Source organism: Leptolyngbya sp. BC1307 (assembly GCF_002286735.1).
In the GTDB taxonomy this organism is placed as follows: Bacteria; Cyanobacteriota; Cyanobacteriia; order Phormidesmidales; family Phormidesmidaceae; genus Phormidesmis.
This window is the reverse complement of record NZ_NRTA01000029.1, coordinates 1-26188: the sequence shown is the minus strand read 5'-3', so window position 1 is coordinate 26188 and position 26188 is coordinate 1. Positions and strand designations below refer to the sequence as shown.

At 52.6% G+C, this 26188-nt stretch carries 33 protein-coding genes, 2 tRNA genes and 1 other RNA gene; 16 read left to right on the top strand and 20 right to left on the bottom strand.

From position 1 onward, the window contains the following. Positions 1 to 58: 58 nt before the first annotated feature. Complete coding sequence (locus CKL79_RS15115) at positions 59 to 706, bottom strand: Npun_F0813 family protein (protein ID WP_121970417.1); 648 nt, start codon at positions 704 to 706, stop codon at positions 59 to 61. Positions 707 to 1067: 361 nt separating this feature from the next. Between CKL79_RS15115 and CKL79_RS15110 the strand changes: the two genes are divergently transcribed. Continuing rightward, positions 1068 to 1141, top strand: a tRNA-Arg gene (locus CKL79_RS15110). Positions 1142 to 1293: 152 nt separating this feature from the next. Here CKL79_RS15110 and CKL79_RS15105 read toward each other — a convergent pair. The 4 genes from CKL79_RS15105 to rsfS all read right to left on the bottom strand — a co-directional run bounded on the left by CKL79_RS15105 (position 1294) and on the right by rsfS (position 3544). Next, positions 1294 to 1370, bottom strand: a tRNA-Met gene (locus CKL79_RS15105). A 93-nt stretch (positions 1371 to 1463) separates the two neighbouring features. After that, a complete protein-coding gene (locus tag CKL79_RS15100) occupies positions 1464 to 2417 on the bottom strand; it encodes an asparaginase (protein ID WP_121970416.1) in 954 nt (317 codons plus the stop codon). Between the two features lie 125 nt (positions 2418 to 2542). After that, positions 2543 to 3055: a CGLD27 family protein gene (locus CKL79_RS15095; RefSeq protein ID WP_121970415.1), complete on the bottom strand. Its 513-nt coding sequence runs from the start codon at positions 3053 to 3055 to the stop codon at positions 2543 to 2545. An 18-nt stretch (positions 3056 to 3073) separates the two neighbouring features. After that, positions 3074 to 3544: a ribosome silencing factor gene (rsfS, locus tag CKL79_RS15090; RefSeq protein WP_240518879.1), complete on the bottom strand. Its 471-nt coding sequence runs from the start codon at positions 3542 to 3544 to the stop codon at positions 3074 to 3076. Between the two features lie 322 nt (positions 3545 to 3866). Between rsfS and CKL79_RS15085 the strand changes: the two genes are divergently transcribed. The 3 genes from CKL79_RS15085 (at position 3867) to CKL79_RS15075 (ending at position 5523) form a co-directional block, all read left to right on the top strand. After that, the gene (locus CKL79_RS15085; RefSeq protein WP_121970413.1) at positions 3867 to 4202 is read left to right on the top strand and encodes a hypothetical protein; all 336 of its coding nucleotides are present in this window, start codon (positions 3867 to 3869) and stop codon (positions 4200 to 4202) included. A 164-nt stretch (positions 4203 to 4366) separates the two neighbouring features. Continuing rightward, positions 4367 to 4786, top strand: coding sequence for a peptidylprolyl isomerase (locus tag CKL79_RS15080; protein ID WP_121970412.1), 420 nt, complete (start codon positions 4367 to 4369; stop codon positions 4784 to 4786). Beyond that, a complete protein-coding gene (locus CKL79_RS15075; protein WP_121970411.1) occupies positions 4786 to 5523 on the top strand; it encodes a succinate dehydrogenase cytochrome b subunit in 738 nt (245 codons plus the stop codon). Before CKL79_RS15080 ends, CKL79_RS15075 begins: the two co-directional genes overlap by 1 nt. Positions 5524 to 5689: 166 nt before the next feature. Here CKL79_RS15075 and CKL79_RS15070 read toward each other — a convergent pair whose 3' ends face one another. The 5 genes from CKL79_RS15070 to CKL79_RS15050 all read right to left on the bottom strand — a co-directional run bounded on the left by CKL79_RS15070 (position 5690) and on the right by CKL79_RS15050 (position 9819). Further along, on the bottom strand, positions 5690 to 6427 hold the full coding sequence (locus CKL79_RS15070) for a PaeR7I family type II restriction endonuclease (protein ID WP_121970410.1): 738 nt from the start codon (positions 6425 to 6427) through the stop codon (positions 5690 to 5692). Beyond that, positions 6428 to 8107, bottom strand: a complete 1680-nt coding sequence (locus CKL79_RS15065) for an Eco57I restriction-modification methylase domain-containing protein (RefSeq protein ID WP_346427063.1) — start codon at positions 8105 to 8107, stop codon at positions 6428 to 6430. A 68-nt stretch (positions 8108 to 8175) separates the two neighbouring features. Further along, a complete protein-coding gene (locus CKL79_RS15060) occupies positions 8176 to 8592 on the bottom strand; it encodes a PIN domain nuclease (RefSeq protein WP_121970408.1) in 417 nt (138 codons plus the stop codon). Further along, on the bottom strand, positions 8579 to 8791 hold the full coding sequence (locus tag CKL79_RS15055) for a type II toxin-antitoxin system VapB family antitoxin (RefSeq protein WP_121970407.1): 213 nt from the start codon (positions 8789 to 8791) through the stop codon (positions 8579 to 8581). The genes CKL79_RS15060 and CKL79_RS15055 overlap by 14 nt, the downstream gene beginning before the upstream one ends. 257 nt (positions 8792 to 9048) lie before the next feature. Then, positions 9049 to 9819 carry a hypothetical protein gene (locus CKL79_RS15050; RefSeq protein WP_121970406.1) on the bottom strand — a complete coding sequence of 257 codons (771 nt, stop codon included), beginning with the start codon at positions 9817 to 9819 and terminating at the stop codon, positions 9049 to 9051. Between the two features lie 317 nt (positions 9820 to 10136). On the opposite strand from CKL79_RS15050, the gene CKL79_RS23195 reads away from it, so the two are divergent. From CKL79_RS23195 to CKL79_RS15040, 3 genes are all read left to right on the top strand, one after another. Further along, positions 10137 to 10295, top strand: a complete 159-nt coding sequence (locus tag CKL79_RS23195; protein WP_170944074.1) for a hypothetical protein — start codon at positions 10137 to 10139, stop codon at positions 10293 to 10295. Positions 10296 to 10583: 288 nt separating this feature from the next. Continuing rightward, the gene (locus CKL79_RS15045) at positions 10584 to 10817 is read left to right on the top strand and encodes a hypothetical protein (RefSeq protein WP_121970405.1); all 234 of its coding nucleotides are present in this window, start codon (positions 10584 to 10586) and stop codon (positions 10815 to 10817) included. A gap of 555 nt (positions 10818 to 11372) precedes the next feature. Continuing rightward, complete coding sequence (locus CKL79_RS15040) at positions 11373 to 11732, top strand: hypothetical protein (protein WP_121970404.1); 360 nt, start codon at positions 11373 to 11375, stop codon at positions 11730 to 11732. 120 nt (positions 11733 to 11852) lie between these two features. On the opposite strand, the gene CKL79_RS15035 is transcribed toward CKL79_RS15040, so the two are convergent. The 3 genes from CKL79_RS15035 to CKL79_RS15025 form a co-directional block, all read right to left on the bottom strand. Beyond that, positions 11853 to 13313, bottom strand: a complete 1461-nt coding sequence (locus CKL79_RS15035; protein ID WP_121970403.1) for a hypothetical protein — start codon at positions 13311 to 13313, stop codon at positions 11853 to 11855. Then, complete coding sequence (locus CKL79_RS15030) at positions 13303 to 13725, bottom strand: VOC family protein (protein WP_121970402.1); 423 nt, start codon at positions 13723 to 13725, stop codon at positions 13303 to 13305. The genes CKL79_RS15035 and CKL79_RS15030 overlap by 11 nt, the downstream gene beginning before the upstream one ends. Positions 13726 to 13884: 159 nt before the next feature. Further along, positions 13885 to 14394, bottom strand: coding sequence for a TIGR02652 family protein (locus tag CKL79_RS15025; protein WP_121970401.1), 510 nt, complete (start codon positions 14392 to 14394; stop codon positions 13885 to 13887). A 243-nt stretch (positions 14395 to 14637) separates the two neighbouring features. Between CKL79_RS15025 and CKL79_RS15020 the strand changes: the two genes are divergently transcribed. Both CKL79_RS15020 and CKL79_RS15015 read left to right on the top strand, forming a co-directional pair. Further along, positions 14638 to 15177, top strand: coding sequence for a gamma carbonic anhydrase family protein (locus tag CKL79_RS15020; protein ID WP_121970441.1), 540 nt, complete (start codon positions 14638 to 14640; stop codon positions 15175 to 15177). Positions 15178 to 15282: 105 nt separating this feature from the next. Beyond that, positions 15283 to 16233 (top strand): serine hydrolase, encoded by a 951-nt coding sequence (locus tag CKL79_RS15015; RefSeq protein WP_121970400.1) that lies wholly within the window; start codon positions 15283 to 15285, stop codon positions 16231 to 16233. Positions 16234 to 16250: 17 nt separating this feature from the next. Here the strand turns inward: CKL79_RS15015 and CKL79_RS15010 are convergent, their stop codons facing one another. Further along, positions 16251 to 16832, bottom strand: coding sequence for a hemerythrin HHE cation-binding protein (locus tag CKL79_RS15010; protein WP_121970399.1), 582 nt, complete (start codon positions 16830 to 16832; stop codon positions 16251 to 16253). A 141-nt stretch (positions 16833 to 16973) separates the two neighbouring features. On the opposite strand from CKL79_RS15010, the gene ffs reads away from it, so the two are divergent. From ffs to CKL79_RS14995, 3 genes are all read left to right on the top strand, one after another. After that, an RNA gene (gene ffs, locus CKL79_RS15005) (signal recognition particle sRNA small type) lies at positions 16974 to 17070 on the top strand. A 170-nt stretch (positions 17071 to 17240) separates the two neighbouring features. After that, complete coding sequence (locus CKL79_RS15000; protein WP_121970398.1) at positions 17241 to 17627, top strand: hypothetical protein; 387 nt, start codon at positions 17241 to 17243, stop codon at positions 17625 to 17627. Between the two features lie 60 nt (positions 17628 to 17687). Continuing rightward, positions 17688 to 18131 (top strand): hypothetical protein, encoded by a 444-nt coding sequence (locus tag CKL79_RS14995; RefSeq protein ID WP_141242216.1) that lies wholly within the window; start codon positions 17688 to 17690, stop codon positions 18129 to 18131. Positions 18132 to 18175: 44 nt separating this feature from the next. On the opposite strand, the gene thiD is transcribed toward CKL79_RS14995, so the two are convergent. From thiD to CKL79_RS14975, 4 genes are all read right to left on the bottom strand, one after another. Further along, the gene (gene thiD, locus CKL79_RS14990; protein WP_121970396.1) at positions 18176 to 18994 is read right to left on the bottom strand and encodes a bifunctional hydroxymethylpyrimidine kinase/phosphomethylpyrimidine kinase; all 819 of its coding nucleotides are present in this window, start codon (positions 18992 to 18994) and stop codon (positions 18176 to 18178) included. Between the two features lie 8 nt (positions 18995 to 19002). Then, on the bottom strand, positions 19003 to 20133 hold the full coding sequence (ftsZ, locus tag CKL79_RS14985; RefSeq protein ID WP_240518878.1) for a cell division protein FtsZ: 1131 nt from the start codon (positions 20131 to 20133) through the stop codon (positions 19003 to 19005). 474 nt (positions 20134 to 20607) lie between these two features. Then, positions 20608 to 21507 (bottom strand): FtsQ-type POTRA domain-containing protein, encoded by a 900-nt coding sequence (locus tag CKL79_RS14980; RefSeq protein ID WP_121970394.1) that lies wholly within the window; start codon positions 21505 to 21507, stop codon positions 20608 to 20610. Positions 21508 to 21581: 74 nt separating this feature from the next. Further along, positions 21582 to 21995: a hypothetical protein gene (locus CKL79_RS14975; protein WP_121970393.1), complete on the bottom strand. Its 414-nt coding sequence runs from the start codon at positions 21993 to 21995 to the stop codon at positions 21582 to 21584. A gap of 215 nt (positions 21996 to 22210) precedes the next feature. Here CKL79_RS14975 and psaK point away from each other — a divergent pair, with 215 nt between their 5' ends. Next, entirely contained in the window at positions 22211 to 22465 is a 255-nt protein-coding gene (psaK, locus tag CKL79_RS14970) for a photosystem I reaction center subunit PsaK (protein WP_121970392.1), read from the top strand. Between the two features lie 164 nt (positions 22466 to 22629). Here the strand turns inward: psaK and CKL79_RS14965 are convergent, their stop codons facing one another. After that, positions 22630 to 22938: a thioredoxin family protein gene (locus CKL79_RS14965; protein ID WP_121970391.1), complete on the bottom strand. Its 309-nt coding sequence runs from the start codon at positions 22936 to 22938 to the stop codon at positions 22630 to 22632. Positions 22939 to 23113: 175 nt separating this feature from the next. Here CKL79_RS14965 and coaD point away from each other — a divergent pair, with 175 nt between their 5' ends. From coaD to ruvA, 3 genes are all read left to right on the top strand, one after another. After that, on the top strand, positions 23114 to 23599 hold the full coding sequence (gene coaD, locus CKL79_RS14960) for a pantetheine-phosphate adenylyltransferase (RefSeq protein ID WP_121970390.1): 486 nt from the start codon (positions 23114 to 23116) through the stop codon (positions 23597 to 23599). A gap of 152 nt (positions 23600 to 23751) precedes the next feature. Continuing rightward, entirely contained in the window at positions 23752 to 24489 is a 738-nt protein-coding gene (locus CKL79_RS14955; protein WP_121970389.1) for an ATP synthase F0 subunit B, read from the top strand. Next, a complete protein-coding gene (gene ruvA, locus CKL79_RS14950; RefSeq protein WP_121970388.1) occupies positions 24486 to 25109 on the top strand; it encodes a Holliday junction branch migration protein RuvA in 624 nt (207 codons plus the stop codon). The genes CKL79_RS14955 and ruvA overlap by 4 nt, the downstream gene beginning before the upstream one ends. Before the next feature lie 184 nt (positions 25110 to 25293). Here the strand turns inward: ruvA and CKL79_RS14945 are convergent, their stop codons facing one another. Then, the gene (locus CKL79_RS14945; protein ID WP_121970387.1) at positions 25294 to 25803 is read right to left on the bottom strand and encodes a hypothetical protein; all 510 of its coding nucleotides are present in this window, start codon (positions 25801 to 25803) and stop codon (positions 25294 to 25296) included. Between the last annotated feature and the right edge of the window lie 385 nt (positions 25804 to 26188).

Sequence of the window (26188 nt, the reverse complement as noted above, 5' to 3'; positions counted from 1 at the left end):
CTTCCAGTATGGCAGTTTTTGGGGTTCCCGATGGAGAATTCACTGATCCATCTGCCAATCAAACCCGCCGAGATAGCCAAAGATTGCTAATTAAAGAACGCTGTAGCCAGTCTGTAAACGCCGCATTGTCTTTGCTGGGTAACGCCTTCAGGGCAGACAGCGTCTGTTTAGTGAACCGGGAGCGACCAAAAAACTGAGTGCCTAACCGATGGAGGGCGAGCAGCAGCGTGCTGATATCGGCATCGTCCCACTGAGGTAACGCTTCTGTTAAAGGGGCTATGCGTAGCATTGCTTCAAATCCGCCAACAGCGCTCATTTGCCGGGTCGTACTGGTTGCTAGGGCCACTCCAAACTGCTTGGCCTGGTCGCTGCCCAAAAGCTGCTCAATGTCGCTATAGAGCGACTGGGTCATTAAGAGACAGGCTTTGATGTAGCTGGCGGGCGCGGCTGACTCTAGCAACCCCTTATCTATCTGGACTAGCCGCCAAACGCTGTAGCGATGGGGCTCTTCTAGCAAGACGCATACCTTGCTCTGGTTTTCGCCGAAGGTTTGCCATGAGGTATGGGCTTCGGCCTGCTGGTGTGCGCCAAATACGCTCAAAAGCCGAAAGGTCTTGTTCTGGTAGGACAGGATAGGTACTTTCTGGTCTCGTCTGGGATGCTGAATGCTGGTGATTTCGACATCTTCAGGCGTCAGCAGAAACATGGTGGTACTAGCTATCTTGGGCAGAGATCAAAACCAGGCGGACAAGCCTGATTATTGGCTGGGGCTTGAACTGGCTGAGCTATTTGATAATGCCAGCTGACTCAGCGCAACCCTACGCCTGCAAAGGTTTGACCTTATCAACCGGTCGCGTAGCCAGCGTTTTGCCAGAGACCAGCGAGCACCTGGATCGTGGTTGCGAAGTTAGCGTACCCAAAACAGCCACTTCAGCGAAGTGGCATAAACTCAATTAGATATAAAATTATGGAGCTGCTAAAAATAGGACGTTTTCTGTCGCTGCCCTTAACGGCGGGTTGGCCAATGCGGTATATTCGCTATCAGTCTTAGGCGATCGCCGCCTCAAGGATCCTTAGCTCAGTTGGATAGAGCAACCGCCTTCTAAGCGGTCGGTCACAGGTTCGAATCCTGTAGGATCCGTTTTCTGTGCCTCTTTAGTCTGTGCCTCTTTAGAACGTTAGAACGGGAGGCGTTCTTGATGGGGCGTGATGGCACTCAGGGGAATAAAAACAGGGGAACAAAGACAAAATCCCGGCACTCATTGACTGAGTAACCGGGATTTTGATGTTATTTGGTGGCGGGGCATGGATTTGAACCATGGACCTTCGGGTTATGAGCCCGACGAGCTACCAGACTGCTCTACCCCGCGATGCGTGCGTTTATTTTTTATTTAACGCTTAACAAGTATAGCCGGTTAAAGCTCGTTTGTGGGGAATGTCGGCAAACTTTTTTGAGCAGCCTGCTAAATCAGCGGTAGCTCACCCACTACATCCAGGCGGGTGTATTTGCCTGGCATCATAAACTGCTCAGCCAGCTCTTCTGAGACATCAGGCGTAATCCACCCAAGCTGCTTGAGTAGATAGACGGCAGTGGCATATTTGGCCCGCTTAGAGCCATCCACCACTTTGATAGCAATTCCCATGCCTTCGCCCACCCGACCAATACACTGAATGCCTTCTGCGCCAGACTTGCTCACCAGCGCACCTTCGCTGAGCGACATCAGCTGACTGTCAAACCCCTCAGGGCCAGAAATCATCATCGGGTAGCTGGTCATCGCCCTGGCAATGCGCTCCATGTCAAGGCTTTCCCCCGAGGCAAGCTTAGCGAACAGGGTCGCCATCTGGTTGATTTGCATAAAGTAAGTCGGTGCGCCGCAGTTGTCGTGAGCGCAGATGAATTCATCCGGCGGCATGCCCAACAGCTCGGCCACTTTGTCGATGATCAGCTTTTGCACCGGATGCGATCGCTGCAAATACCCATCCAACGACCAGCCGCGCTGCTTGCAGACCGCCAGCATACCCGCGTGTTTGCCTGAGCAATTGTGCGCCAGCGGCGTGCTTTTATGGCTAGGCGTCGGGCACTGCAAAGCCAAGGGCTCTACGTCGCAGCGCCAGAGAATATTAAACGCCTGCCGCACCTGCTCTAAATTGCCCTGATGCGAGCTACAGATGATGGCGAGATCTTTATCGGTCAGGTTGAACGCTTCTATGGTGCCAGTCGTGGTGACTGACAGTGCTTGAAAAGGCTTAAGCGCAGAGCGGATAAAGCTACCAAACTCAGCATCGCCCGCGCTGGCCAATACGCGCCCCCGATTATCACAGGCGACCGCGTGAACCTTGTGAGTCGATTCAACGATGCCTTCTCTGAGTAGCTGAACCTCAAGCAGTGACGAAGAATGACGGCTCGCTCTATTCATACATAGATTCCGTAGTGATAGGTAAAGGGCTCAGAAATGCCTACTCTTCAAGACCCCATGCCCAAAGACTTAGCCTTCCAAAGATTTAGCTTTCCAAAGATTTAGCTTTCCAAAGATTCAGCTTCTTACACAAACTGCCAACTGACAAGACTCAAAGCAACTAATCCGAAAAGAATGGCAAAGGTTTTTTGCAGACGTTGCAAAATTGGTTGAACCTGATAGTCGGCAATCAGGCGATCGCGATTAAACACATCTTCAGGCTTTTCCCACACCTGGCCGTCGTACCAGCCCGACTCTTCGTAAAAGACCGACCGCTGTAGGAGGCGATCGCTCACATGTCGCCAGCCCACATAGAGCTGGGTAAGGGCCAAAGCGGGCAGCAGCAAAGCCCCTAGAGCCGCACTCAGCGAAAACTGAAGAAAAAACCGGGCTGGTTCAAAGCTGACCGCCGCCATCGGGCCAACCACCAGCCAGCTCAGCAGCCACAGGCTGATAATGGGTACCAGATATCCCTGTAGAGGCCGCGCCCCCCAGCTATAAAACCAGGACGCGCTCATGCCCTCGTATTCTTTGATCGGAATTTGCTCTGCCGGTACCGGGCAGGGGGCACTGAGAGAGCTTTTTACATCGCCGTTCATCACATTTTTTAGGGCTAGTTAGTAGCTATTTAGATGGGGGCTGTCTGGATCGGAGCTGTCTGGATGAGAGCTGCTTGGATTGGCCAACGAAACCGGCGGCGCAGGCACAAACTCAACGCGCTCTGCATGACCCCAAAAGGCTTCTAAATCGTAAAACTCGCGGTCGTCGGGCATAAAGACATGGGCAATCACTTCGCCATAGTCTTGCAGCACCCAGCGCCCCTCGCTCATGCCCTCTGTGCGCAGCGGCTGACGGCCAAGCTGATCGGCGACCATCGTACTGATGCTGTTGGCGATCGCCCGCACCTGAACCCTAGAAAAGCCCGTGGCAATGACAAAGTAATCAGCCAGGTAGGAAACATCACCTGTTTGCAGGATGGTGATATCGCCTGCTTTACGGTCGTCAGCCGCTTCAGCGATGGTCATAGCCAAGGCTTTTGCTGCTTCATCTATAGGGGCCCTGGGGTGGTCATCTGCTCTGGGCCGCATCTCTAGCTGGCCATCAGGCGCTAGCAAATCGGGTGCTGCCGTCTCCGGAGAAATACCAACCATCTTTTCAGCCATTACTCTATAGGGATCACTCAAAAGCTCATTTCCTCTTCACGATGTTTGTAATCTATTATCATTGTGCGATCTAGGATCAATACCTTCTATCTTACTGAAAACCCTATCTTTTATCGCTACGTTTCGTGATAGGCATTGATACAATCGGTTGCGGTTGTAATATTTCCTCACAGTCGGGTTAGTCGCCCGGCCCAACTGTAAGGCATAATCCTCACTAGATAACCCTCGCAAATGGAGCCGTGGATCGGTGCTAATCGGGCTCTTCATCGGACTGAGTGTTGGCGTAGTGGTAGCGGCCCTCGTCTATTGGCTATTGATGCAGCGAGTGAAACGATTGCTCAGCGCACTCAAAAATAACCAGCTACATCTCCAGCAGCTCGCTGGCGATTATGAAAATCAGCTACAGGCGGCAACTGCCCGGATGCAGGCCGACCATGAGCAGCATTTGACCAAAAACATAGAGCACTACCAAGACAATCACATGCGGCATACCGAGCTGATGAAGCTAGATTTTGAAACCCGCCTTGAAGTGATCGAAGCTGCCTACAACCGCGAATTAGACACCCCTATACAGACTTCTTAAAGGCAAAGGCTGAGTCTGACGCGATAGAATGACGGATGGCGATCGCTCAAGCCATCCTCCCCGTTTAGCTGTGAACCTGAATGTGAACCTGAACGTGCGGCTGGCCTAGAGACTCGCCTAGTGACAGACTGCTGCCCATCGTTTGAAAAAATAAGGATCGTTTTATGACCCGTGCAATTATGGAGACCAGTAAAGGAACGATCAACCTGAACTTGTTTGACCAAGACGCGCCGAATACCGTAGCCAATTTCGTGAAGCTCTCTAAAGATGGCTTTTACGACGGGCTGAATTTTCACCGGGTAATTCCTAACTTTATGGTTCAGGGAGGCTGCCCAGACGGCGTCGGTACCGGCGGCCCTGGCTATCAGATCAAATGCGAAATCAACCCCAACAAGCACGAAGCTGGTACCCTTTCTATGGCCCACGCAGGTAAAGACACTGGCGGCAGTCAGTTTTTCATCTGCCACGAGCCTCAGTCTCACTTAGACGGCATTCACACCGTTTTTGGTAAGACCGAAGACATGGATGTGGTCAATAAGATTGAGAAAGGAGATGAGATTGTGTCAGTCAAGATTGAAGACTGATGGCTTCTCAATCTCAATCTACTCAAGCCTCAGCCATTCAAGCCCCCGCCACTCAAGTCCTAGCCAACCAGTCAACTGGAATCGTCGGCCTCTATCAGTCGTCGGTTGGCAGGAAGCTGCTGACAGGGGTGACGGGCCTGGCGCTAGTGACTTTCGTGGTGGGGCATTTGCTGGGTAATCTGACGCTGCTTGTTAGTGCGTCTGCTTACAACCAGCTGGCCCACACCATTGAAGCGCTGGGGCCACTGACCTATACGGTGGAGTTTGGGCTGAGTGCGATCGCCCTCATCCATGCCGCTATCGGCATCAAGATCTACATAGGCAAACGTCAGGCCCGCCCGGTTGACTACGCAGAGTACGCCTCAGCCGGTGAACCTAGCCGCCAAACGCTCAGCTCTCGCACCATGCTTATCTCGGGTCTGGTGCTCGGCGCATTCCTGGTGGTGCATTTGGCAACCTTCAAATTCGGTACCTACTACCGACTGCCCGGTTCCTCTGAGCGCGACCTGGCCCGCCTGGTCTTTGAAACCTTTCACAAGCCGGGCTACACCGCTGGCTATGTACTGGTCTTGAGCATTCTCGGGCTGCATTTGCGGCACGGCATCTGGAGCGCGTTGCAGTCAGTTGGTGTAGAGACTCGGCCTGCTGTGTATGCGGCGAGTGCGGTGTTGGGGGGAGCGATCGCCATCGGCTTCATCGGTCTACCGCTCGCGATATACTTCGGGCTGATCGGCTAACAGTCAACCGGGCAACGGTAGATAGACATGGCAACCCAATAGTCGCTGTTGACCGTCTGCTGCCAGCCCGTACCATTAGGACCCGCTATACTCTGGTTGGCTAGCTATCAGGCGTAACTTTAATGACCACTGTCATTAATTTGGGCGTTGGTTTGGGCGCTCCGCTTTACTCAAGCCTGGCGGACTCTGCGGCAACGTGACCCGCCAGGGTAGTGACAAATGTCCTTAGCCCCGTCATTGTTGACATTTCTGTAAACTCGCCATTCTCTACAGCGCTGCGCGATGACGTAATCAGGGCGGCGGTAGTGTAAAGCTGCTCCTGTACTAATTTCTGACAAAGCAAGTCATATCGTCTGAGATACGATGCTGCCTGAAACTCCTCAAAAACAGGAAAGTGCGGTGATGCATTTCTGATTTCTCTTCTGGATTCAGGGGCATCCTCAACCATCATCAGCCAGCCCACGAAGGGGCGCGGCTGTTTGCCTAAGGCCCCTTCGCGGTAAGCAGTCCAAAAATCATGGGCAGTGCCAATCGCTTCTTCAGTACGGTTGTTAAAATTATTTCCAAAAGACCCAACCTGGCTCTTTAGCTCAATGGCCGCAATCAGCTCACTTTTATAGATAACCAGCAGATCCCACAGCTTGGTTGGCCGGAAGTAGCCTGGTAAAGCCAACATTGCCCGGTTCTGATGAATCTCGGCGTCAGCTAGCCCATTGGCTTGAACAAGGCCGATGATCAAGGCCAAGAATCCATCCATATTTTTGCCTGCTGTGACGCCAGCGCGATCGCCCTGGTCAGCCTTACCCGTCTCGATTTGCTTTTGCCTCGCGGCCTCGCGGTTGCCCCAAAAAGCCTTCACAGCCTCGCGTGCTTTCTGTTCATAATCGACAAGATCAAGCGCCATTTACTGTTTATTTCCTCCCAAGGCAGATCTTTCTTCATCAGTTAGCCTGTAAAGCTTAAAAGCGGCAAGGTTGCACAGGTGTAAGTCTCTTTTGGTGCCCGCATCTACTAGCTCTAGCTGTAGCGTTTCGGGCACGTCTGCCCAGTGTGGAATGCGGATACGGCGCAGGTATTGCGCCTGAAACCGGAGAAATCCACCCCGAAGTTTTGTTGAGTAGGTCGCTATGAAAAGACGGGTGAGGGAGGAGAGCATTACAGCTTGCAGTGCCCTTAGGTGCCACTGTTCAGATGTCAGGTAGTAAAGATTGTGGTGGGGGTATAGTTTCCCCTCTTCAAAAACGATGTGCGCCTCGCCTTTAATATCGGGGATTAAAAGCTTTGGCTTGGAGGCCAGGGCAGGCGTAATACGGTCAATGGTGCGATACCAGTTAACGGGATTCTTTTTTGCACAGTGACGACTGGCAATGACTTCTCGGTGGATATTCAGGTAGCGGCTTAGACGCGGATAGTCGTGCAAATTTACGAGGCCATTACCTTCCGAAAACGGGTTGATGACCCCCTTTCCGTGCCATTTTACCTCACCTGATCTGATATCTTTTACGGTCACTAATGGAAGCTTGCGATCGGGCTCTACGTCTAGGGTTTCGTAATCATCGATAAATACTTTGTCCGCGCCTGTTGCGACTCCGATGCCGACTTTGCAGCCGATCTCTTCCAGTTTTGGAAATTGCTGCTCAAGACGGCGAATCAAAGCTATTTGAGCCGATGATTCTAATAGCCAGGGCGCTGCGCCGTTTGTAACTTGAACGAGTTCTCGCACAGTTCCGGGTTCTTGAGGCAGTGTTTGCTTCTGCATCGCTTTGGCTAATGCGGCGAGGGTGGTTCGGCTGATGTCGCTGCAGTGAGCAATGCGGGTAGCTGCCGGTGGCTCTCGGCTGATGATAGTAATCGCCGGATAAGCGCTTACTTCAGAATAAAACGCTGAGGTACCGGCCATATCAACATAGGTCTTGAGATGGAACTGCTTGGCTATAAGGCTACGTAGGGGGCCTCCATAGCGGTTCTTCATCCAGCGATCGGCGCATATAAAGCCTAAGCTGCCGCCTGGCGCTAAATGAGACAATGACCGTTCGATGAATGGGATATAGAGGTCGGCCCGGTCATAGATTGTCTGGTAGCGACGCCGATACTCGGCAAGCAGTGGAGCCGGTATCATCTCCTGTCGGACGTAGGGAGGGTTGCCGATCACAAAGTCGAATTTTCTGTTTAAGGGCGCTAACAAAAAGTCTCCTTGAAACAGCCAACGACCCGCTAGTTCTATAGCTGTTTGACTGGTAAGACCTTCTTGCTGAAGCAAAGAGACCACCGCCGTATATGTTTTGTGATACGTCTTGTGGTGTAGTTCGACAGCGTAGACGGCATTGCCCAGATCTTCGAGTTTTCCTTTCGCGTTTCGCCATGCAGACATCAGTCGGCTCACGATAGGCAGTAAGAAATTACCAGCGCCAAACGAGGGCTCCAAAAGCCGCTTTTCGTAAAGGGGTTGATCTTCGGTATAGCCCGCTAAGTCGAGGATAAAGTCAACGACTTCTGAGCGGGTAAAAACGGCCCCGCGTGATTCAGTTCCAGCGGCTTCAGATAGGTCTTTGACTGCAGCAGCAATCTGTGGTGAAAAAGGGATGTCCGAATTCTCATGCAAATTGAAACTAAGCTGCCCATCTGCCAAACCGATTATCCTCTTGGTAACGTTCAAGTGCGCTCAGAGATTTCTGGCTGAAAGCGAAGATTTCGGAGAGAGCGGATTTGGGCTATAGTTTCGAAATCTCGATCATTATGGACCAAAAGTAAATCATTCTCCAATGCAGCTTGAGCAATACAGCAGTCGATTGGGCTACGAACAGTTAATCCCCGGCGGCGTAAGTCATAGTAAATCCGTGCGGCTGCTTGCCAGGAAGAGGGCTTGAGTTCAACATAATCTTGTGCCTCAAGATAAGTGGAAAGAAGCGTCCATTCTCGTTCGTTTAGACTGCCTTGAAGCAATTCAAGCTCGGTGAAGCGAGTGAGTAATACATCACGCTCAGCAATGAATACTTCAAGTTGCTGGCGTACTTGACCATTGCGATCGCGAAACACACTAATCCAAACTGATGTATCAATCAGCAGCATGGCGAGTTTCGCGTAGGGCTTTGTAGTCGAAATCTGAGATAAATTGAATTTTTCCCGCGAGGTCGAGAAGGTTTTTCTTGCGGCGCGATTTGATAAGTTCGTGCAATGCTAGATTCAATAGCTCTTCTTGAGTGGTCAACTTTGTCAGTTGAAGAGCTTCGTTGAGAAGTGCTTCATCAAGATTAAGAGTGAATTTCATAGGAGTAACCGTAAATTGAAGTCGTCGAACCCATACTCTTTTAATTTTAACCTGCGGTCTAAAACTTCTCTAGCCTATCTCTACTAGCAAGTTGCGGATACTTTGCTTTGAAAGCCTCTGCCACTTCTTCGGACGACCGATAACTTTCAAATGCGCCCCAACCGACTAAACGAAGCTAGCTAACGGTGAAGCTCAACGGCGGCAGACAACTTTTGTATCATAACCGAGAACTTTATTCCGTCCGTTACAGCGCAGTGTTAGCCGCCATTCTTCGGCTCACTGCTTTCGGAGCCCACTCGCTCAGCCAATTCGTTGAGCAGCTCGGTGCCCCAGGCCTGGGCTGCGGCGAATCGGTACTCCAAGTCCTTAAGGTCTCGAACGAAGAGCAATTCGCAGAACTGCGCATGCACCGATGGAGGCAGGTCGCGGTCGAGGTACCTCATTCCAAAGTCCCAACGGGCCGGGCAATAGCGCATGCGCAACAATTCAGCAAGAGGTCGGAGTGTATAGCCCCAGAAAGCCGCCATGGCGTCAGCAGAGCGGCCCCGCAACAACTCCTTTCGAACAAAGTCTTGGCTTACCAGGAACCATCCCTGCAACTCAGTATACCGGTGCTGTCGCGCAGTCGCCTTAGCGGGGTCGCTCGTATCCGATGCGTGTAACCAGTCAGCCTTGTCGAACAGAGGTACCGCTTGACCATGGCGGTCGACATCAAGCTGGTAGTCGGAGTCACTTACCCGAAAAAAACAAAGGTCTAGCAGGAGAAAATCCCCAGCATCTCTGAGCTTGTAGTAGCGTCCAGGCGGGGCGTTATGGCTAGCCAATATCGGAGATATTTCGCGCAGCGCTTCTTCCGAGATCGCGTACAAGGCGTCTAACGAAGCGGCATCGATGACGAGAAAGGAGAGGTCGATGTCCGAATAGGCGTCGACAACTCCAAAGGCGGCGCTACCCCCCTCCCATCCAGCGAGCACATCCGGGCTAGGCCGAAGCGCCTTAGCCACTGCGATACGGATCCGATCGCGCATGTCGTCTAGGCTTGTCACGGTGAGATACTCACAGGCTAAAGGTTGTGTTCAGCGGCGCTTACGGCACATAGGTCTATGGGGGCTAACTATATATTCAACGTCAGATCTACTGAATAACACCCTAAATTTTTAGCTTACCTGACACTTTTGCGGGGTAACGCCCCCGTTTACAGAAGTTATCTGATATTTCTGCGGTATAAGTCCGTAGAAGCAGGGTGTTATCTAGCACTTTTGCAATACTAAGTATGGGTACGAGGTGCTTATCAGGCGTAACTGCTGCATAAGTACCCAAATTTCCAGCTTATATAGCAGTCAGTATGCCGTTGTCTCATTTACCTCGTCTGCTAAATCGGGTTCGAGAAGCAGTCAGGCTCAAGCACTTTGGTCTGTCAGATGTCAAAACGACCCTAATCTATACCCATGTGCTCAATCGGGGAGAGCAGGAGGTTTGTAGTCTGCTGGATGATGCTTTCTAAGAAGCTCAATGCTCATATGGCTTGACGAAAGCTAAAAATCAGCCTATGCTCTGTAGCTATTGGTTGTGATGCCTATCGCAATCTCTCTCATCAGAACTCAATTGACTTAGCGCCATCGGCAGGTGTACCACCACCTAACCGACGGCTAACTCGCCAAACTGAACACGCAGTCTGGAGAGCTGAGGACACTGTACCTTAGCTGCCCTGGTTTGCACTAGCTTTTGCGGGGTGGCTAAGGATCTTGAGTTCTGGTTTTCTCGCTAACCCTACTTGCGGAGACCAGATCTCATGTTTGTTCCTTCTACTGCGGGCGCTATGGCGTCCACTGCTTCTGCTGCGGCTGGCTCACCGGCTGAACCTGTACGGCACATGCTGTTTGGCAGTCCTGGCGTGGTGCAGGTGACCATTCAGCAATTACACAGGCTGGGCTACGCTGAGCCCAATGATTGGAGCCAGCTCTTGCCGACGGGTCGGCCCAATGAAGTGATGGCAATACTCACCAAGCGGGTGCGGGCGGCTTAGGATTGTTTCCATACCCGCACCTTTAGATCAGAAGTCTGTTGGCTGTGATTGCGCCGCTGGAGCTTTTGTTTGGGGGCGCGATCGCTTCCTCCTGCCACCGTAACCTTTCATCTGAGTGATAAAAGGCTTTGTTCGCACGCTGAAACTTTTGGTTCGATGGCGCGATCAAAGCCTTCGCGCCTTAAAACCTTTAGTTTGCAAACAAATCCCTTTTATTCATCAATGCAAACCTTTTGTGTCATAGAGCAAAGGACTGGTTTTACAAGCTAATAGCTTCTTCGCTCAATGCACAGCAACCCTATCATTGATAAACCTAAAGGATGCAGACCGCGCACGAAAGGTGCGATCGCACTACCCTTTTTTGCCCCTCCTTCGATTCATCCTTTCTTCATACAAAACTCTCCTTTCTACTCACAATCTTTCAAATTTGCCGATCACTCCGCTTTTCCCACGGGGCAATCTCTCTTCAGGTGAGACAAAAAGATAATAGCCCTTTCACCTCACTCAGTTTCAAGCTCACACCCGAATTTCACGCCCAATAAGAGGCCATCTACCATGAATACCGTTGACTTTTCCCGCCGCGTCTCTTCAAAAACCATCAGCGCAGATATTGTTGCCTATCATGGCCTTACCACCATCGCTAACTACATCCCCACTCGCGATGAAGCCACGCCAACAGCCTTGCAAGCTGTTTACGAAGCCATGCTAACCAAACAGAAAAAAGAAACAGAAATCGCCGCCCTGCTCAAAGCGGCTACCGATGCCGCTCGCCAGGCCGAAGTAGAGTTTCACAGTGCGGTATTGGCGATGAAAGAGTCTGTGCGCGGGCAATTTGGTTCCAACAGCGACGAAGCTCAATCAGTTGGCTACAAAAAGAAGTCTGAGTACAAGCGTCCTCGTCGTCGGAGTGCCTGAGCCCGCACACTAGCTCACCGCTTGATTACTCTAATCATTGTCTGGAGCCCATGAGGAATTTCCCGTGGGCTTTTTTTTGACTAAAACCCAAAGTCACCGTATGCAGACTTGGTCAAAGGGCTACTTGCTGCGCTGCTCTATGACCTGTTGAATATGTCCCAGCGTCACAGTTTCAGCATTTTTCGACTGAGCGATCGCCACCGCCGCCTGAGCCAATACTCGAATCTCCCCGCCCGAAATCTTAAGTTGTTTCGCTAGTCCAATCCAATCAATTTCAGGACTGCAAATAATACCGGCAAACGCCTGTCGCCATAAGATTTTGCGCTCAGCCCGATTAGGCATTGGCAGCGTCAGCACAGCGTCCATCTGCTGCCGCCAGCGCGCCTTAACCGTATGTAGGTAGTGGGCGCTGAGCAGCGTCAGCCCTGGATTCGCCTGTCGCTGCTGTAGCCACTGAGTCAAATGAGCTTCAGAAAAATCACTAGAGAACGGACTATTGCGACCAAACCAAACAAACGCCGACTTGATGAGCAGCACCGGGTAGCGCTCCGAATCTAGCGCTGCTAACACCGCTGGCCAGTCGTCAGGGTGAACCTGTTTGAGATCGACCACGCCAAGCGGTTGACGCAGAGAAGTGGCGATCGCCCCCGCCGCCATCGTTTTACCTGTGCCCGCCGCCCCAATCAGCAGCGCGACCTGGCTTTTTGACGGCGGTGGTGCCGTCACAGCAGCAGAACGGGTCAGCCCTACCGAGGCTCGCTGGCCCAAAGTTTGCAGCTGAGTGAGCAGCGGCGCTGGCAAAATGAGCTGATCCCAAGACACCTCAGGCTGACAGATCTTTACGGCACGAGTAGCAGCAGTCGGCGCAGGTAAGGCCAGCACAGGCTCTGGTGAAACCGTTGCCAGCCGTTCAAACAGCACCCGCTGATCGGGCTGCTCAGCCAGCAGATAGTTCACCCAGTCATCAGTCAGCTGTAAGTAGCTGCTCAGCCGGGTGCTGGGGCGCGGACTCACATAGCGTAAAATCCGCCGCTCGACTAAAGACTCTGAGGTGGCCAAACTCGCCCGCGCTCGTCGCCGCTCTAGGTCATTACGGCACAGCAGTCGCAAGGCCAGATCGACCGTCGGCAGATCTGAAACAGTGGCCTTGTCTTCGCCAGTTTGCAGATAGTGATAGAGCCGTCCGTAGCGCCGGTTTACTTCGGGCGCAAGCGCTAACAAAATCAGATTTTTCTCAAACAGCGTCAGGTTCAGGTAGTGGCGCAGCGACGGCAAAGCTAAGACAACCTCACCTTTCGCGCTGACGGCGATCCGGCTCTCTAGCTGCTGCTGGTAGCTTGCGGGCGATCGCTTCGTCTGAGCCGGCACCCGGCAGTCGTCATAGGCGGGCTTGCTGACCGAAATCACCCCTTTCCACCAGTGGCTGCTCACTCTATCGGCGCTGGTTTGGGCAATTTTATTAATCGCTTTGGTTTCTTTTCGCTGACGGGCGATCGCCAACATCAGCAGCCGGTCTAGCCAGCTCAGCTCAGTTTTCAGGTAGGCCCAATTGTCTGCAAACGGCATTAAGTCAGCGCCCATGCTCCATCCGCCGAATGAATTCCAAAGGTAGACCGTCGGTATCGGCTAAAAAAGCCACTTCATATACATCATCGCCAATTTGCTGCTGCTGTGGCTCCAGTAAAACGCTGAGACTCCCGCCCGATTGATCCACGCGCTGCCGCAAATCGGCGAGCCAGGCAGGCAAACTCTCCGCTTGCTCACTCAGGTCAAACGACAGGTGATAGTAGCCGGTATAGTGCTCATCGGCAAAGGCATCGGCAGTCGGCCTCGGCTCGGGTACCTGCATCAGCTCAATGCGTCCGCCTAAGCCCTCCATCCAGCAGGCCAGGGTAATGCCCGCTGTAAAGCGCGTTTGCATAACAAACCCAAGCTGCTCATAAAAGGCGATCGCCCGGTGAATATCCGCAGTCTTAATCGAGGCGTGGTGCATAGCAAATCGTGACGATAATCAATTTAAAGACGACTGAGCGATCACTCAGGTCTGACTGACTCACCCTAAGCAAAAACTTCAAGCTCGTGTAAAACTTTATACCGAATTTTGGCAACCGTCTGATGTTCTCACCAGCTTGCACAAGTCTGTGATCGTACTTCACTCAAAAATTTTGAGATACCGGTATTGGGTCGGCACACCCGGTTCTTTTTCAAGATCAAAGTTGATAATTTCCCAGCGGGGATCAACCGCTGCGCTCTCGCTAAACGCCACCGGTAGACCATAGAGCTTCGGCACCTTTTCGTCGCCTCGACTTTGCCAGGGGGCACCATGCTCTAGATAAGGCGTCATCAACGGCTCGTAGCGGCTCGCAATAATTACCCGAGTCGCCCGAAAGCCTTTTGTGTAGAGCCGGTCAAGTTCTTCATGAATTTCAAACCGAATGCCGTCTGGGTGAGTATGCTGACGGTACCATTGGTCTTGCCACCGTCGCCAGTGGCGGCCCGACTGCACATGCACCAGTTCCTGAGTCTCGGGGTTGGCTTCAAAGGCACCGTGACGCGAGCACAAATAGCTATCGGTTAGCAAAAGCGCCGGGATCGTTTGCCGACAGTGCGGGCACTGTACTTCGGGGCCGTATATGGGATATTGAGAGGCAGAGCCAAGCATTAAGAGTATCTATTACCTAGTGTTTTCACAATGTTTTCACAATGTTTCCGCAGTGTTCTCACCAGTCACCTGCTGAAAGCAACCCACGAACACGCCCGCTGAACCAACGATTGCTTTTTAACAAAACTATTATAACTTTCGAGCCTCTACGCCTCATCGGTTAGATTTAATAGTCGCTCAGGTTTACGTTATTAGCGCTTGCGAGGTGTCCCGATGAGTTTAGCTAACCCTGCCTCAGCTTCTATGCCCGGTCCGTTAGTCGTCGCGCCCGGTCAGTTTTGGCCCGCCCCCGATCTTTCACAGGCCGCTTTCATTGCGCCGAATGCGACCGTTATCGGCCAGGTGGAGGTAGGGCCAGGGGCCAGCATTTGGTACGGGGCGGTAGTGCGGGGCGATGTTGATGTGGTTCGCATTGGCACCGGTAGCAATGTGCAAGATGGCGCGGTGCTGCATGGCGATCCGCATTTGCCTACTGTTTTAGAAGACTATGTGACTATCGGCCATCGGGCTGTGATCCACAGCGCCCATATTGAGTCGGGCTGTCTGATTGGAATTGGGGCGATTATTCTCAACGGTGTGCGCGTGGGGGCCGGCAGCATGGTCGGCGCTGGCGCTGTCGTGAATAAAGATGTGCCGCCGCGATCGCTAGTCGTTGGCGTACCGGGCAAAATCTTTCGCCCCCTATCAGAGCAAGAGGCCGAAGACCTGATTGAACATGCCAAAAAATATGAGCAGCTCGCGCTGGTTCACGCGGGGAAAGGCAAAAATCTGGGGTTTGTTTAGTCTTACTTTGAACGCCCTATTCAAAAGCTATCTTAAAAAGCCATTGCAAAAAAAGCCATTGCAAAAAGCCATTGTAGAAAGCCATTGTAGAAAGTCGCTGCGTCTATGACTGCCAAATTCTTTCTAACGAACGCTGACCTGCGCGCTAGCCTGGAGCGGATTTTGGAAGCCACCTGGGCTACTTTTCCGCAGCTCGCCCAAAATCAGATAGCCCTCACCTGGATAGTCTATGAGCCGCCCTATCAGGTGAATACCGGCGGCGCACTCAGCGCTGAAGCCTTTTGGCAGTACCGACCGCAAGGGGCCAGCTACAGGGGCATAGAGCCCATAGAGCCAGCGGCTTTAGTGCAGCTGTTTTACTTGGTGGCTATACAGGTTTGGCTAGAGCAGGGGATGGTACAGCCGTCTCCAGAAATATCGCGGGCGCTGACAGACATGGTGAAGGATAGCAGCGATGATGCGGCGAGCTACCTTGTAGATGTGCTCAGCGGCACGACTAGCGGCCCATCGCTACCGCCAGGCCCGTTGGAAACCTGGCGATCGCAGCGCAATATCGTCAATCGCTATTTTCAGCAGCTAGGCTGGCCAGAGCTAAGGTCAGTAAACCTGAACCAAAAGACCTGGCACAATGGCCCCTATGGACGGGAACGAGATTTTTTAGGTGACGCTTTTGAAAACCGCAATCAGCTCACGACTGAAGCTACTGCCAGACTGCTTCATAGCATTGTGGGCGGGGTCTCGGTCAGCAGCGTTAGATCGGTTGGCATGATGGATTTGATGCGGCGATCGCTCGATCCGACAGCAGTCCCTACCCGAGCCGATCAGATAGCGGGTTTTATTGGCGCAGGGCTACCGCAGACGGTCAGACTCTGGTCAAAGGCGGGCGTATCCAGCCAGGTTAGCCATGACGCTGCCTATGTAGAAGCAGCAGGACACCTGCCGTATCTGCTGGTAGTCTTCACCGAAGGCGCAGCGCAGCAGCAAAACGAAGATCTGATTCCTTTTCTCTCCAGGCAGGTCTTTGCCGCTACGGGGTTAGAGGCGATCGCTCCATAGCTAGCTGGCTTCAGGTGTTATTCCATCAGGCCACTAAACACACCCTTGAGCGCGGCCATCCCATCTTCGGCCTGGGCCCAGATATCTTCTTTAGGCTCTTTGCCAACCAGCTCGCGGGTGCCTGTCTTGATTAAGATACTCTTGAGCATCTCCTGGTGCTTCCGATTCAAAAAGTTAGCCTTATTGATCGGATCGATCACCTTTTCCAGGTCGTCGCCTGCCGCCTGCGCAGACTTGTGAATCAAAATTCCCAGCATCACCAGCTGATGCTTCAGCGCCTCTTGCTGCATGAACTTCTCATATAGCAACAGGTCGCTGCCAGCCATTATTTCTTCTATTGTGCTGCTGACTGCTTGCACTTTGTCACTGGCTTCACCAGGCACGCCTAGCTTGTTCATTGCTGATTGCAAAGTCTGCAAATTAGCTCGGTCGTCGCTGAGCATAGTGTTCAGGCGACTGGTCACCTCCGTGTCGCCGACAGATGCCTGCATGAGCTTCTCTTCGTTTGAGATCATCAAGGTTTGCAGCTTGTACATGTCAGCTAGCTTGTTGGCAATCACATTGAGCTGTGACGCATCGATGACATCGGTAATAGTCATAAGCGAGAGTATTCCAAACACTACTGTCCATATTTACTGTGGCCAGTAGAGGGCATGAGAGCATCATCCGCGAGAAAGAAACTGCGCAGGCTCGGTGCTGATCTGTACCATTCTGGCTCGCAGTAGTGCTATGGTATAAATGGCTCGGACTCATGCAGTTACAACGCCCAAATCTTGTCAGGACCGGAAGGTAGCAGCAATACGGGATGCTTGTAATAGGCGTGAAATCCGGGCCTTTTTAAGATCTTTCGCAGTTTTGTCGGGTCTTTTAAGGATCTTGTCTTCTAAGAACCTTTAGGGGAGGACCTTTAGGGGTTTGTCCACTTTTTAGGGCGGTTATTGTGAGTGGTCGTTTTAGCTGGGTTCTACCTATCCTATAGACATTGATTATGCAGAGGGAAGGTACCCATGGCAGGCTTCGGTAACTTAGTCCAAAAGGCGTTCTATTTGGGAGTGGGTATTGCTTCTTACGCGGGTGAGAAAGCAGGCGGCGTGCTAGGTGACCTGCGCGGTCAGGCTCAAAAGCTAGTTGACGAACTGGTAGAGCGGGGCGAAATTACCGCCGAAGAAGCCCAAAAGATGATGAATGACATGGTAGAGCGGGCCCAGGCAACTGCTGAAGCCGAAATGAATACAGCCTCTCAGACGACCGCTTCATCGTCTCCTCAGCCGGAAGGCCCGCGTCAAATTCAGATTTTAGATGACAGTGAGCCGCTAACTGCAGAGGAACGCCAGGCCGAAGCCATGCGACAGGAAGTAGAGGCGCTGCGCGGGGAACTGAAGAAGCTTCAATAACCGCTCAGGGTTTCTCTGACAGCCCTTTTCACATACGTACAGTTCATAGGAATGACAGCCATGGATGAATGGTTGAAGCAGCTGCAAACAACGCTCGATTTAGCCGCTCAAAACTCTAGCGAGTGGTTAGTCGAAGTTTCTCAAAAGGCCGACCAGGCAATTGAGGAATGGGTAGATAGCTCTTTAGAAGTAGCCCAAGAAATTGATCAGGCGATCGCCCCTAACCTGGCCAGACTCGGCGATCAAATAGACAGCGCGCTAGACAGCGGCTTACTCTTCTTTGATGAGCATGTCGCATCCTGGGTAGAAGAGACCGCAGCGCCGCTGACGCAAACCGTTACCCCCTGGTTGCAAAACCACCCGACCTGCGTAGGCTGCCGTAACTACCACGGCGCTGAGTATGGGGAGGAGATGCTGGTATGTGGTATGCACCCCTACGGCCCTGACGATGAGACCTGCCCCGACTGGGAGTCGGTATGGCCGACTGACTCAGACGAGGCTTGACTAGCTGGGCTGTCTCTTAGCTGGCTAACAGTTAGCTTTCAAGCTTAGCTTTTAAGCAATGAGTAAAAATGGCCTACCGGTCCTTGTCCTTGGCCAATAGAGAGAGAGTGGTGGAGTGCCTGCGTCACGTAGTTTTTAGCTGCTTTCACGGCGGCTAGGGGGCTGATCTCTTTGGCTAGGTTTGCGGCGATCGCACTCGACAGCGTGCAGCCCGTCCCATGCGTATTGGGCGTATCTACCTGCTCAGTGGTCAGCACCGCGATCTGTTCGCCATCAAACCAAACATCGACGCCGCGCAGTTCGCCGCGAAATCCACCGCCTTTAACCACTACTGCCGCCGGGCCGAGCGCCCAGATTGCTTTGGCCGCTGTCTGCATATCGGCTAGCGAAGTAATTTTCATCTCGGCCAAGATCTCAGCCTCGTGGCGGTTAGGCGTGAGTATGGTGGCTAGGGGCAGCAGGCGATCACGCAGCGCCAAAATCGCGCCATCATCAATTAGCTTGTCGCCCGTGCGAGACACCATCACCGGATCTACCACTAGCCCGGTAATCGGCTGCGCCTTTAGATAACTGGCAACGGCTTCAATAATCGGTTGGTTGAGCAGCATCCCCGTCTTCGCCGCCTGCACGCCGATATCGCTAGTAACCGCCTCAATTTGAGCGATCACTGCCGCCGGGGGCAGCGGATCTACCCGAGTGACGCCCAGTGTATTTTGAGCGGTGACGCAGGTGAGTGCGCAGGTACCGTGCACCTGATGAAAGGCAAAGGTGCGCAGATCTGCCTGAATACCCGCTCCCCCCCCGCTGTCAGAGCCAGCAATGGTGAGCGCCACTGGCACAGCCGCCGATCTAACCTCAGGCATAGTGAATCCTAACGGTTACGCCGACGCTGTAGAAATTCAGGGATATCCAGGTTAGGTGAAATCACTGGCTGATTGGAAGGGTCGCTTCCCCCTTCGCTGGGAGCTGCGCCGGGTGAATCAAACAGGCTGCTAGGCGTGCGCGTCATCGGGGTCACGCGGCTGCTGTTCATTGAAGGAATGCTGCGGGTGTCAGCGCTAAAGCCGGTGGCAATAACAGTAATGCGAATCTCGCCCTGCAAGCGATCGTCAATGACTGCGCCAAAGATAATGTTGGCATTGGGATCAACCGCTTCGTAGATGATTTCAGCGGCCTGGTTGACTTCATGCAGCGTCAGATCGCTGCCGCCTGTGATATTAAAGACGACCCCACCGGCTCCATCGATAGAGGTTTCGAGTAGGGGGGAAGAGGTAGCCGCGATCGCCGCTTCTCTTGCTCGCGATTTACCAGAGCCCACACCAATACCCATCAGCGCTGAGCCCGCGTCAGCCATCACCGCCCTAACATCGGCAAAGTCTACGTTGACCAGGCCCGAAATTGTGATGATGTCCGAGATACCCTGCACACCCTGACGGAGAATATCGTCAGCCACGCGGAAGGCTTCTTGCACAGGGGTTTGCTCAGAGATCACTGAGAGCAGCTTGTCGTTGGGAATGATAATTAGCGTGTCTACACTGGCCTGCAAAGCCGCGATACCGCTTTCTGCTTGAGCTGTCCGGCGGCGACCTTCAAAGGTAAAGGGCCGGGTGACCACTCCGACGGTAAGCGCGCCTGCTTCTTTCGCTGCTTCAGCCACCACTGGCGCTGCGCCAGTACCCGTACCACCGCCCATACCGGCAGTGATAAAGACCAGATCGGCTCCTTCTAATGCCTGAAAAATTTCGTCTCGTGATTCTTCGGCAGCTTTTTGCCCAATTGACGGGTTACCCCCTGCGCCTAAGCCCCGGGTCAGCTTTTGACCGAGCTGCATAGCGTTGGTGGTGGCCGAATAGGTTAACGCCTGAGCGTCGGTATTCACCGTCCAAAACTCAATGCCAGCCAGCCCACTGTCGATCATGCGGTTGACCGCGTTGCAGCCGCCACCTCCAACCCCAATAACCTTAATCCTGGCGACGCTGCTCGGTATAATCTCTGCGCTCATCGGCCCTTCTGCTGACAGTGCATTGCCATTATTACCTGAAGTAGATGATTTTACACCTGACCCATCGTTCGCATAAGAATTTTTGTGAGGGAATGCTTTGTTCATAGTGCGAGCTGACTATATGAATAGGGGAGGTATGAATGCGGGCAATAGGGATGAAATATTTGCAAAGAGCCCAGGGTAGGGAAAGCTTCAGCCTACCAAGCCCTGGTTGAAAACACCCGGGTCTTCATTCAGTAAAGAATTATAGAGTCTAAAGCAGAAATATACTTAACTTGACAATAGACAATATAAAAAATCTTGAAACTGGTGCAGTTTAAATAGCGCTGTAGCCTACTTCAACTGCGCCTGATGCGGATTGAGTCAACTATAGGGGAACTTGCTAAAAAAGCCAAACTCTGCGGTCGTAGAGGGTTACCCTTTTTGCTCAGTATTTTGACCAGTATTCCGTACCGCTCTGGTGAGGGCTGTCCGTTAGGGTGAACCTGCCGGGTTGTTGTTGGCCTGCAAAATTTCGACAACGGGATGATCAGGGTCGTGCAGATCGATAAAGGCGACCTTTTCGGGGTTGATGGCGCTGCCCAGCGATCGCATTTGATCGAGCGCTGCGAGCTGAGCCTCAAAGTTTTGGCCGTAAGGGCCTAAATACACCGCGCCCAGCTCCGTCTGCAAGATCAGATTGCTAGGGCGAGTCCAATCGATAGCGGTGATGGTGACCGGGCTGCGGCTAACGCTCTGATAGATCTGCTGCCAGTCTAATCTGTACTCAGCGCGCATCCCTTTGACAATCAGCGCGGGTGGGCTAGCCGTTGCGCCTAGCTTACGAAAGCTGTTGTAAGGCATCCAGCCCCCAGCGGCATCGATCAGGCCGGGCTCCCGAAAGGGCACCGGCTGAGTAGGAATGGCCTTAACCGGACGAGCCGTATCTGGAATGGCCACCGCTACGGGCACCCGCTCTTGGATGCGGATATGCAGACCCGGCGGAATCAGGCGACGGCTGACGGCGGCTTTTTCAATCGGTTCGTGAGCTGTCACGCTTTCTGCTAAAAATTCAGGCTTTACCTTCAGCAGCGACTGAGGGTAGGGCAGCGGCAGCAGGTCTTGAATGTTTTTGTCAGACAGCAGCTGGTTGCCGCTGATCTCTAGCTGCTCGCTACTGCGAATGAGCCACACGGGGGACGTTGCTAGCCAGACGGTGCCAGTCGCTAGGGCAACCATCGCCAGCGATCGCCAGACCGTCTTATAAAACTTAAATCGCCGCTGTGCCCGCAGATGCTGTCTGCGTCGGGCCAGATCCTGCGTCGAAGGCGATTTGGGAGGAGAAGCCATGTCGTTAGCCAGCACGATAGATTCGTCGTTTACGTATTTAACCACTTACGCATTTGATTGCAACTATGTATTTTTACTGACTGACGGCACCCTTTTAGGGGGTTGCATACTCTGTGTCGCTACAGCGGCAGGCTCCATTTCTGGCGTAAAAAGTCAAACCACTGCCGGGCGATCGCCCCTTCTGTAAAGGGAACGCTCAGATGCTGTCCGTTTCTAAGCGTGAAGCCCAACGCAAATCGCCCCTTATTCGGTAGCTGATCGGGGTCAACCGGCCTGTCGTTAACCTCGATGTCAACCCGCTTTACCTCAGTGAGATCTAGCGTAGCCGCGTCGATCACGCCCTTGCGAGTCGGCACTCCCCAAGTCAGCACATCGCCTTGCTGACCAAGGGCCGCGTAAATATCGTATTTTGCTCGCTCAAACTGCTGTGCCCACCCTTTGTAAAACTCGACTTTGCGGTACTCGTTCCAGCCAGCCCAGGTCAACCCAATAAACAAAAACAGTAGCGGTAACCACAGCAAACCACGGACCATAAGCTTCACCGATCAAACCCTGTTCAATGTTAACTCTTACAACGAATTCTCAGCCTTTCGCGATAGGCTTCTCCATATTCATGAAAGATAAAGGCCAGTAGTTGCCTTTGCAGTGCCTTGGCTTTGTCCGAAGGAGCCTTCCCTGAAGGAGCCTTCCCTGAAGGAGCCCTGCCTGAGGGAACCTACCGATCATATTTTTCTTGGAGAGAGCATATATGTTGCCTGTACTAGCTGCTTTTGGACCGGTTCCCCACACTGCCAGTTGGGGCCCTAGTGTTGCCATTGTCATGATCGTCTGTAACGTGCTGGCATTTTTCATTGGCAAGCAGGTCATTCAAGTCCCAGATGCTGGCCCGGCCTCAGGTGTCTTTCTCGGTCTGGGGTTGCCTGCACTGATAGCGACGACCAGCCTGGGACATTTGCTCGGTGCTGGCGCAATTTTGGGCCTGGCTAACCTGGGCGTTTTGTAAGTCCTTCTGGGTTTTCAGCACATTCAATTTTAGCTGTGCTCCTAGCCTGAAACTGCCTGAATCTGCCTGAATCTGTTAGAGCTGAGTCTGTAGATCTTTGGCGATCGCTGAAGATCTACAGACTTTGCAGGCAGCTTCAGGCTTTTCGGCTTGGTTTTCCCAGCCTAGCTATCGATCACTGCCTGCAACCGGCGGCGGAATTCTCCCTTGGGATGCCCCCCTCTAACTTCGCCAATAACCGCAAAATCGCCCTCGGGCTCATCGCAGATCAAGTAGGTAGGCCAGCCCATCTCAGCCTTGTCAGGATACCGGCTCAGCAATATCTGCCGGTACTTACGGTAGGTAGCTGTGTCCTGCATTTTTATATTGACGAAGTCTAAATTTAGCTCTTTGGCTACCTTTTCGTCATAAAAAGCCATTTTGTGACAAATACCGCAATCTTCAGATGAGAACTTGAGAACAGCTCGGGGCATAGACCATCGTTGTCTGGAGAACTTTTCCATCATAAAGGAGTCAGGGATGCTAAAGCGGCCTGCCCTCAATCGCCTTGAAAACCAGTGCAACCCGATGCTGAATCTGCAGAGTTGCAAATGGCCTGTATAGTGTGGCTATCAATAGCGCCCCCTTATGCCCGTTTCCTGACCTGAGATGATTGCAATCTATCCTGGCAGCTTTGATCCCATTACCCTGGGGCATCTCGACATCATTACCCGCAGCAGTCAGCTTTATCGGCGGGTGATTGTGGTAATTTCTCGCAACCCCAATAAAAATCCGCTGTTTACTGTCGAAGAAAGGATTGCGCAAATTCGGAAAACGACTCAACATTTAGATAATGTTGAGGTAGATAGTTTTGAGGGGCTGACGATTACTTATGCCCGAGACCGTCAGGCCAAGGTTTTACTGCGGGGTTTGCGAGTCCTCTCAGACTTTGAGAAAGAGCTGCAGATGGCGCATACTAATAAAACTTTAGCCAGTGACATTGAGACTGTCTTTTTAGCAACTTCTACCGAGTATGGCTTTTTGAGCAGCAGCCTCGTTAAAGAAATTGCTAGATTTGGGGGCCCGATCAATCATCTGGTGCCTGAGCATATTGCGCTTGACGTCGAGAAATGTTATGGCAATACTCTTCGTTGAATAATATATGATATAGCTGCCTGAGGTCAGTCAGTAGCCAAGCCAACTATCAATGGCTGCTTTAACGGTGCACTTAACGCCTCTGTTGAACGCCTCTGTTGAACGCTTAGCTAAACAGTCAGCCTTCTGGAAATCTCTCATCAAAAAAATTTGTGAATACTCCTGCAAACGGCGATTATTACAAAGATTCGGCCCCCGAGCGCTTCAGTCTTCAGCAAGAGCTGGATCGGATTGAAGAAATCGTGCTAGAAAGCCCCAGGGTACCGCTTTCGGGCAAGACCATGGTTTCAGAAGACGAGTTGCTCGACCAGTTAGACGTGGTGCGGGTCAATCTGCCAGCGGCGGTCCAAGAGTCGGTACAGATCGTTCAGCAGCGAGAAGAAATTTTGATGGAAGCTGAGCAGTACGCTCAGGAAATTATCACCTCAGCAGAAAAGCAGGCAGCGGCTATTCTCAGTGAGATGTCAATTATTCGGCAGGCGGAGGCGAATGCGGCGCAGCTGCGATCGCAGACCGAACAAGACTGCGAAGCGCTGCGATCGCAGACCATCAGCGAAATTGAGCAGCTCCAAAATCAGGCGCGTCAAGAGTGGGAAGAAACCCGCACGCGCACCGTTACCGAAGCCAAAACCATTCAAGAAGACGCCGATACCTATGCCGACCAGGTACTAGAAAATATGGAGCGACAGTTTATGGAAATGCTTCATGTCTTGCGTAACGGTCGCCAAAAGATTCAGGGCGGTCAGTCTCTAGATATTGAGAGCGCCGCCCAAACCCCACAAATCAACCCGACCACGGGCAACATTCGGCCCAGCCGTCGGGAGGCTCCGCCCCGTCCGCCTATCGCTGAGCAGCGCCTACCTTTGCGTAATCCTCGTTCTCGTTCGTGATTGGCTATGTCAGAGGTACCTTGGCCGAGAGCCAAAAGCTGCCTAATGGCCGAGTAATCGTGACGGTAGAGGCCAGCGGCGTTGGCTACGACATGCAGATCAACCCGCGCGCGCTGAGCGAGCTACCGGCGACTGGCGAGCGAGTGCAAGTTTTTACCCATTTGCAGAGCCGCGAAGATTTGCAGGTGCTGTTTGGCTTTAGCAGCAGAGCGGAGCGCGACGTGTTTCGGCTGCTGACTTCTGTTAGTGGAATCGGCCCGCAAATGGGGATGGCACTGCTCGATACTCTAGGGCTGAATGAGCTGATCCAGTCGGTAGTGAGTGGCAATACGCGGGTGCTCTCTCGGACGCCAGGCGTCGGCAATAAAACCGCCGAGAGAATTATTTTAGAACTCAAAACCAAGCTCAGTGAGTGGCGGCAGCACTCGGGTATTGTCGCCCCTACTGGCGGCCCAGTTTCGGCTGTGCAGGAAGACGTGGAGATGATGCTGATGGCCCTGGGCTATACCAACAGTGAGATTGGCAAGGCACTGGCTGCGGTCGGCAGCAGTACTGCTTTAAGTAAAAACGACGATACTGAAGCCTGGATTCGAGAGGCGATCGCCTGGCTGAGTCGCTAGTGATTTGGTTACTTGCCTCGCCTGCCCTAGTAAAAACCCCCCAACCAAGCCCAAGCAGCTTTAGTCGGAGGGGGGGAGCTGTAGCTTTGGCCACTTAGCTGCGTACATTCGCTAGCTATAATACGCAGCGATTTACGATCACGCAGACTGTAGAAACCGCGTTCTGAAAAGCTTAGTCTAAAGCTTAGTTAACAGGTTCAGCTGGCTGTTCAACCGGTGGGGCTTCGGCTGCGGGCTCAGCCGGTGCGGCCTGAGGTTGAGCAGGAGCTTCGTTGGTAATGTTGACATCGGGTACGCTAACAGCAGGCACGTCAACTTGAACATCGGGCAGCTGTAGAGCTGGCTGAGGATTGTCTCTCTCGATGACGGTGGTTTCTCTTTCAGTTGTGGTTTCCTTTTGAATTTGAGGCACTGCCACAGGGGCGGTGCGATCGCCACTCAAAAAGTACAGGGCAGCGCCCACGCCAGCGGCTAGTAAAGCAATGAAGAGTCCTATCAACAGACCGCTAGCAGCATTGTCATCGGCTCGGGACTGAGCGATCGCCCCTTCCTGCCCTCTCAAGTTTTGCTGCACATAGTTCTCATCAGTCCGACCTTTGACGTAGCCGTCACGCTGAGCAATTTCTTCTGGCGTAGCTTCTCTGCCGCGCACGCCGCTCAAATCTTCATCAGACGGGTGGTTATTGATAGCCATGCTAGTTCTGTCTCCAAAACAATGTTTTAACTTTTAAGTTTGATGGAACCCTGCTATGAGTTTCTACACAGGTAGACCTGAGCATTAGGGGAAATCGGCTTAAGTACGCAGATTCTTCGGCGGGTCTCAGCTAGAGAAACAGTCCACCGCGCTTTGCCTTGCAGACCTTCTTGCAGACCTTGTATTAACTTGCCCACTTGCCGACGATACTAACCACAGGAAAAAGGCGATCGCTCTCCCGCAAGATAGATCTCCCTATTATCAATTATTCTTGTTTTACGGTTCAATAGACCTCTTGCAGAAATGATTATGTGATAGACTAACGCGCCTCGCTGAGACTACCAAGCGGCTATCGTGCGTTCATGATTGTAGAGGGCCGCAATCA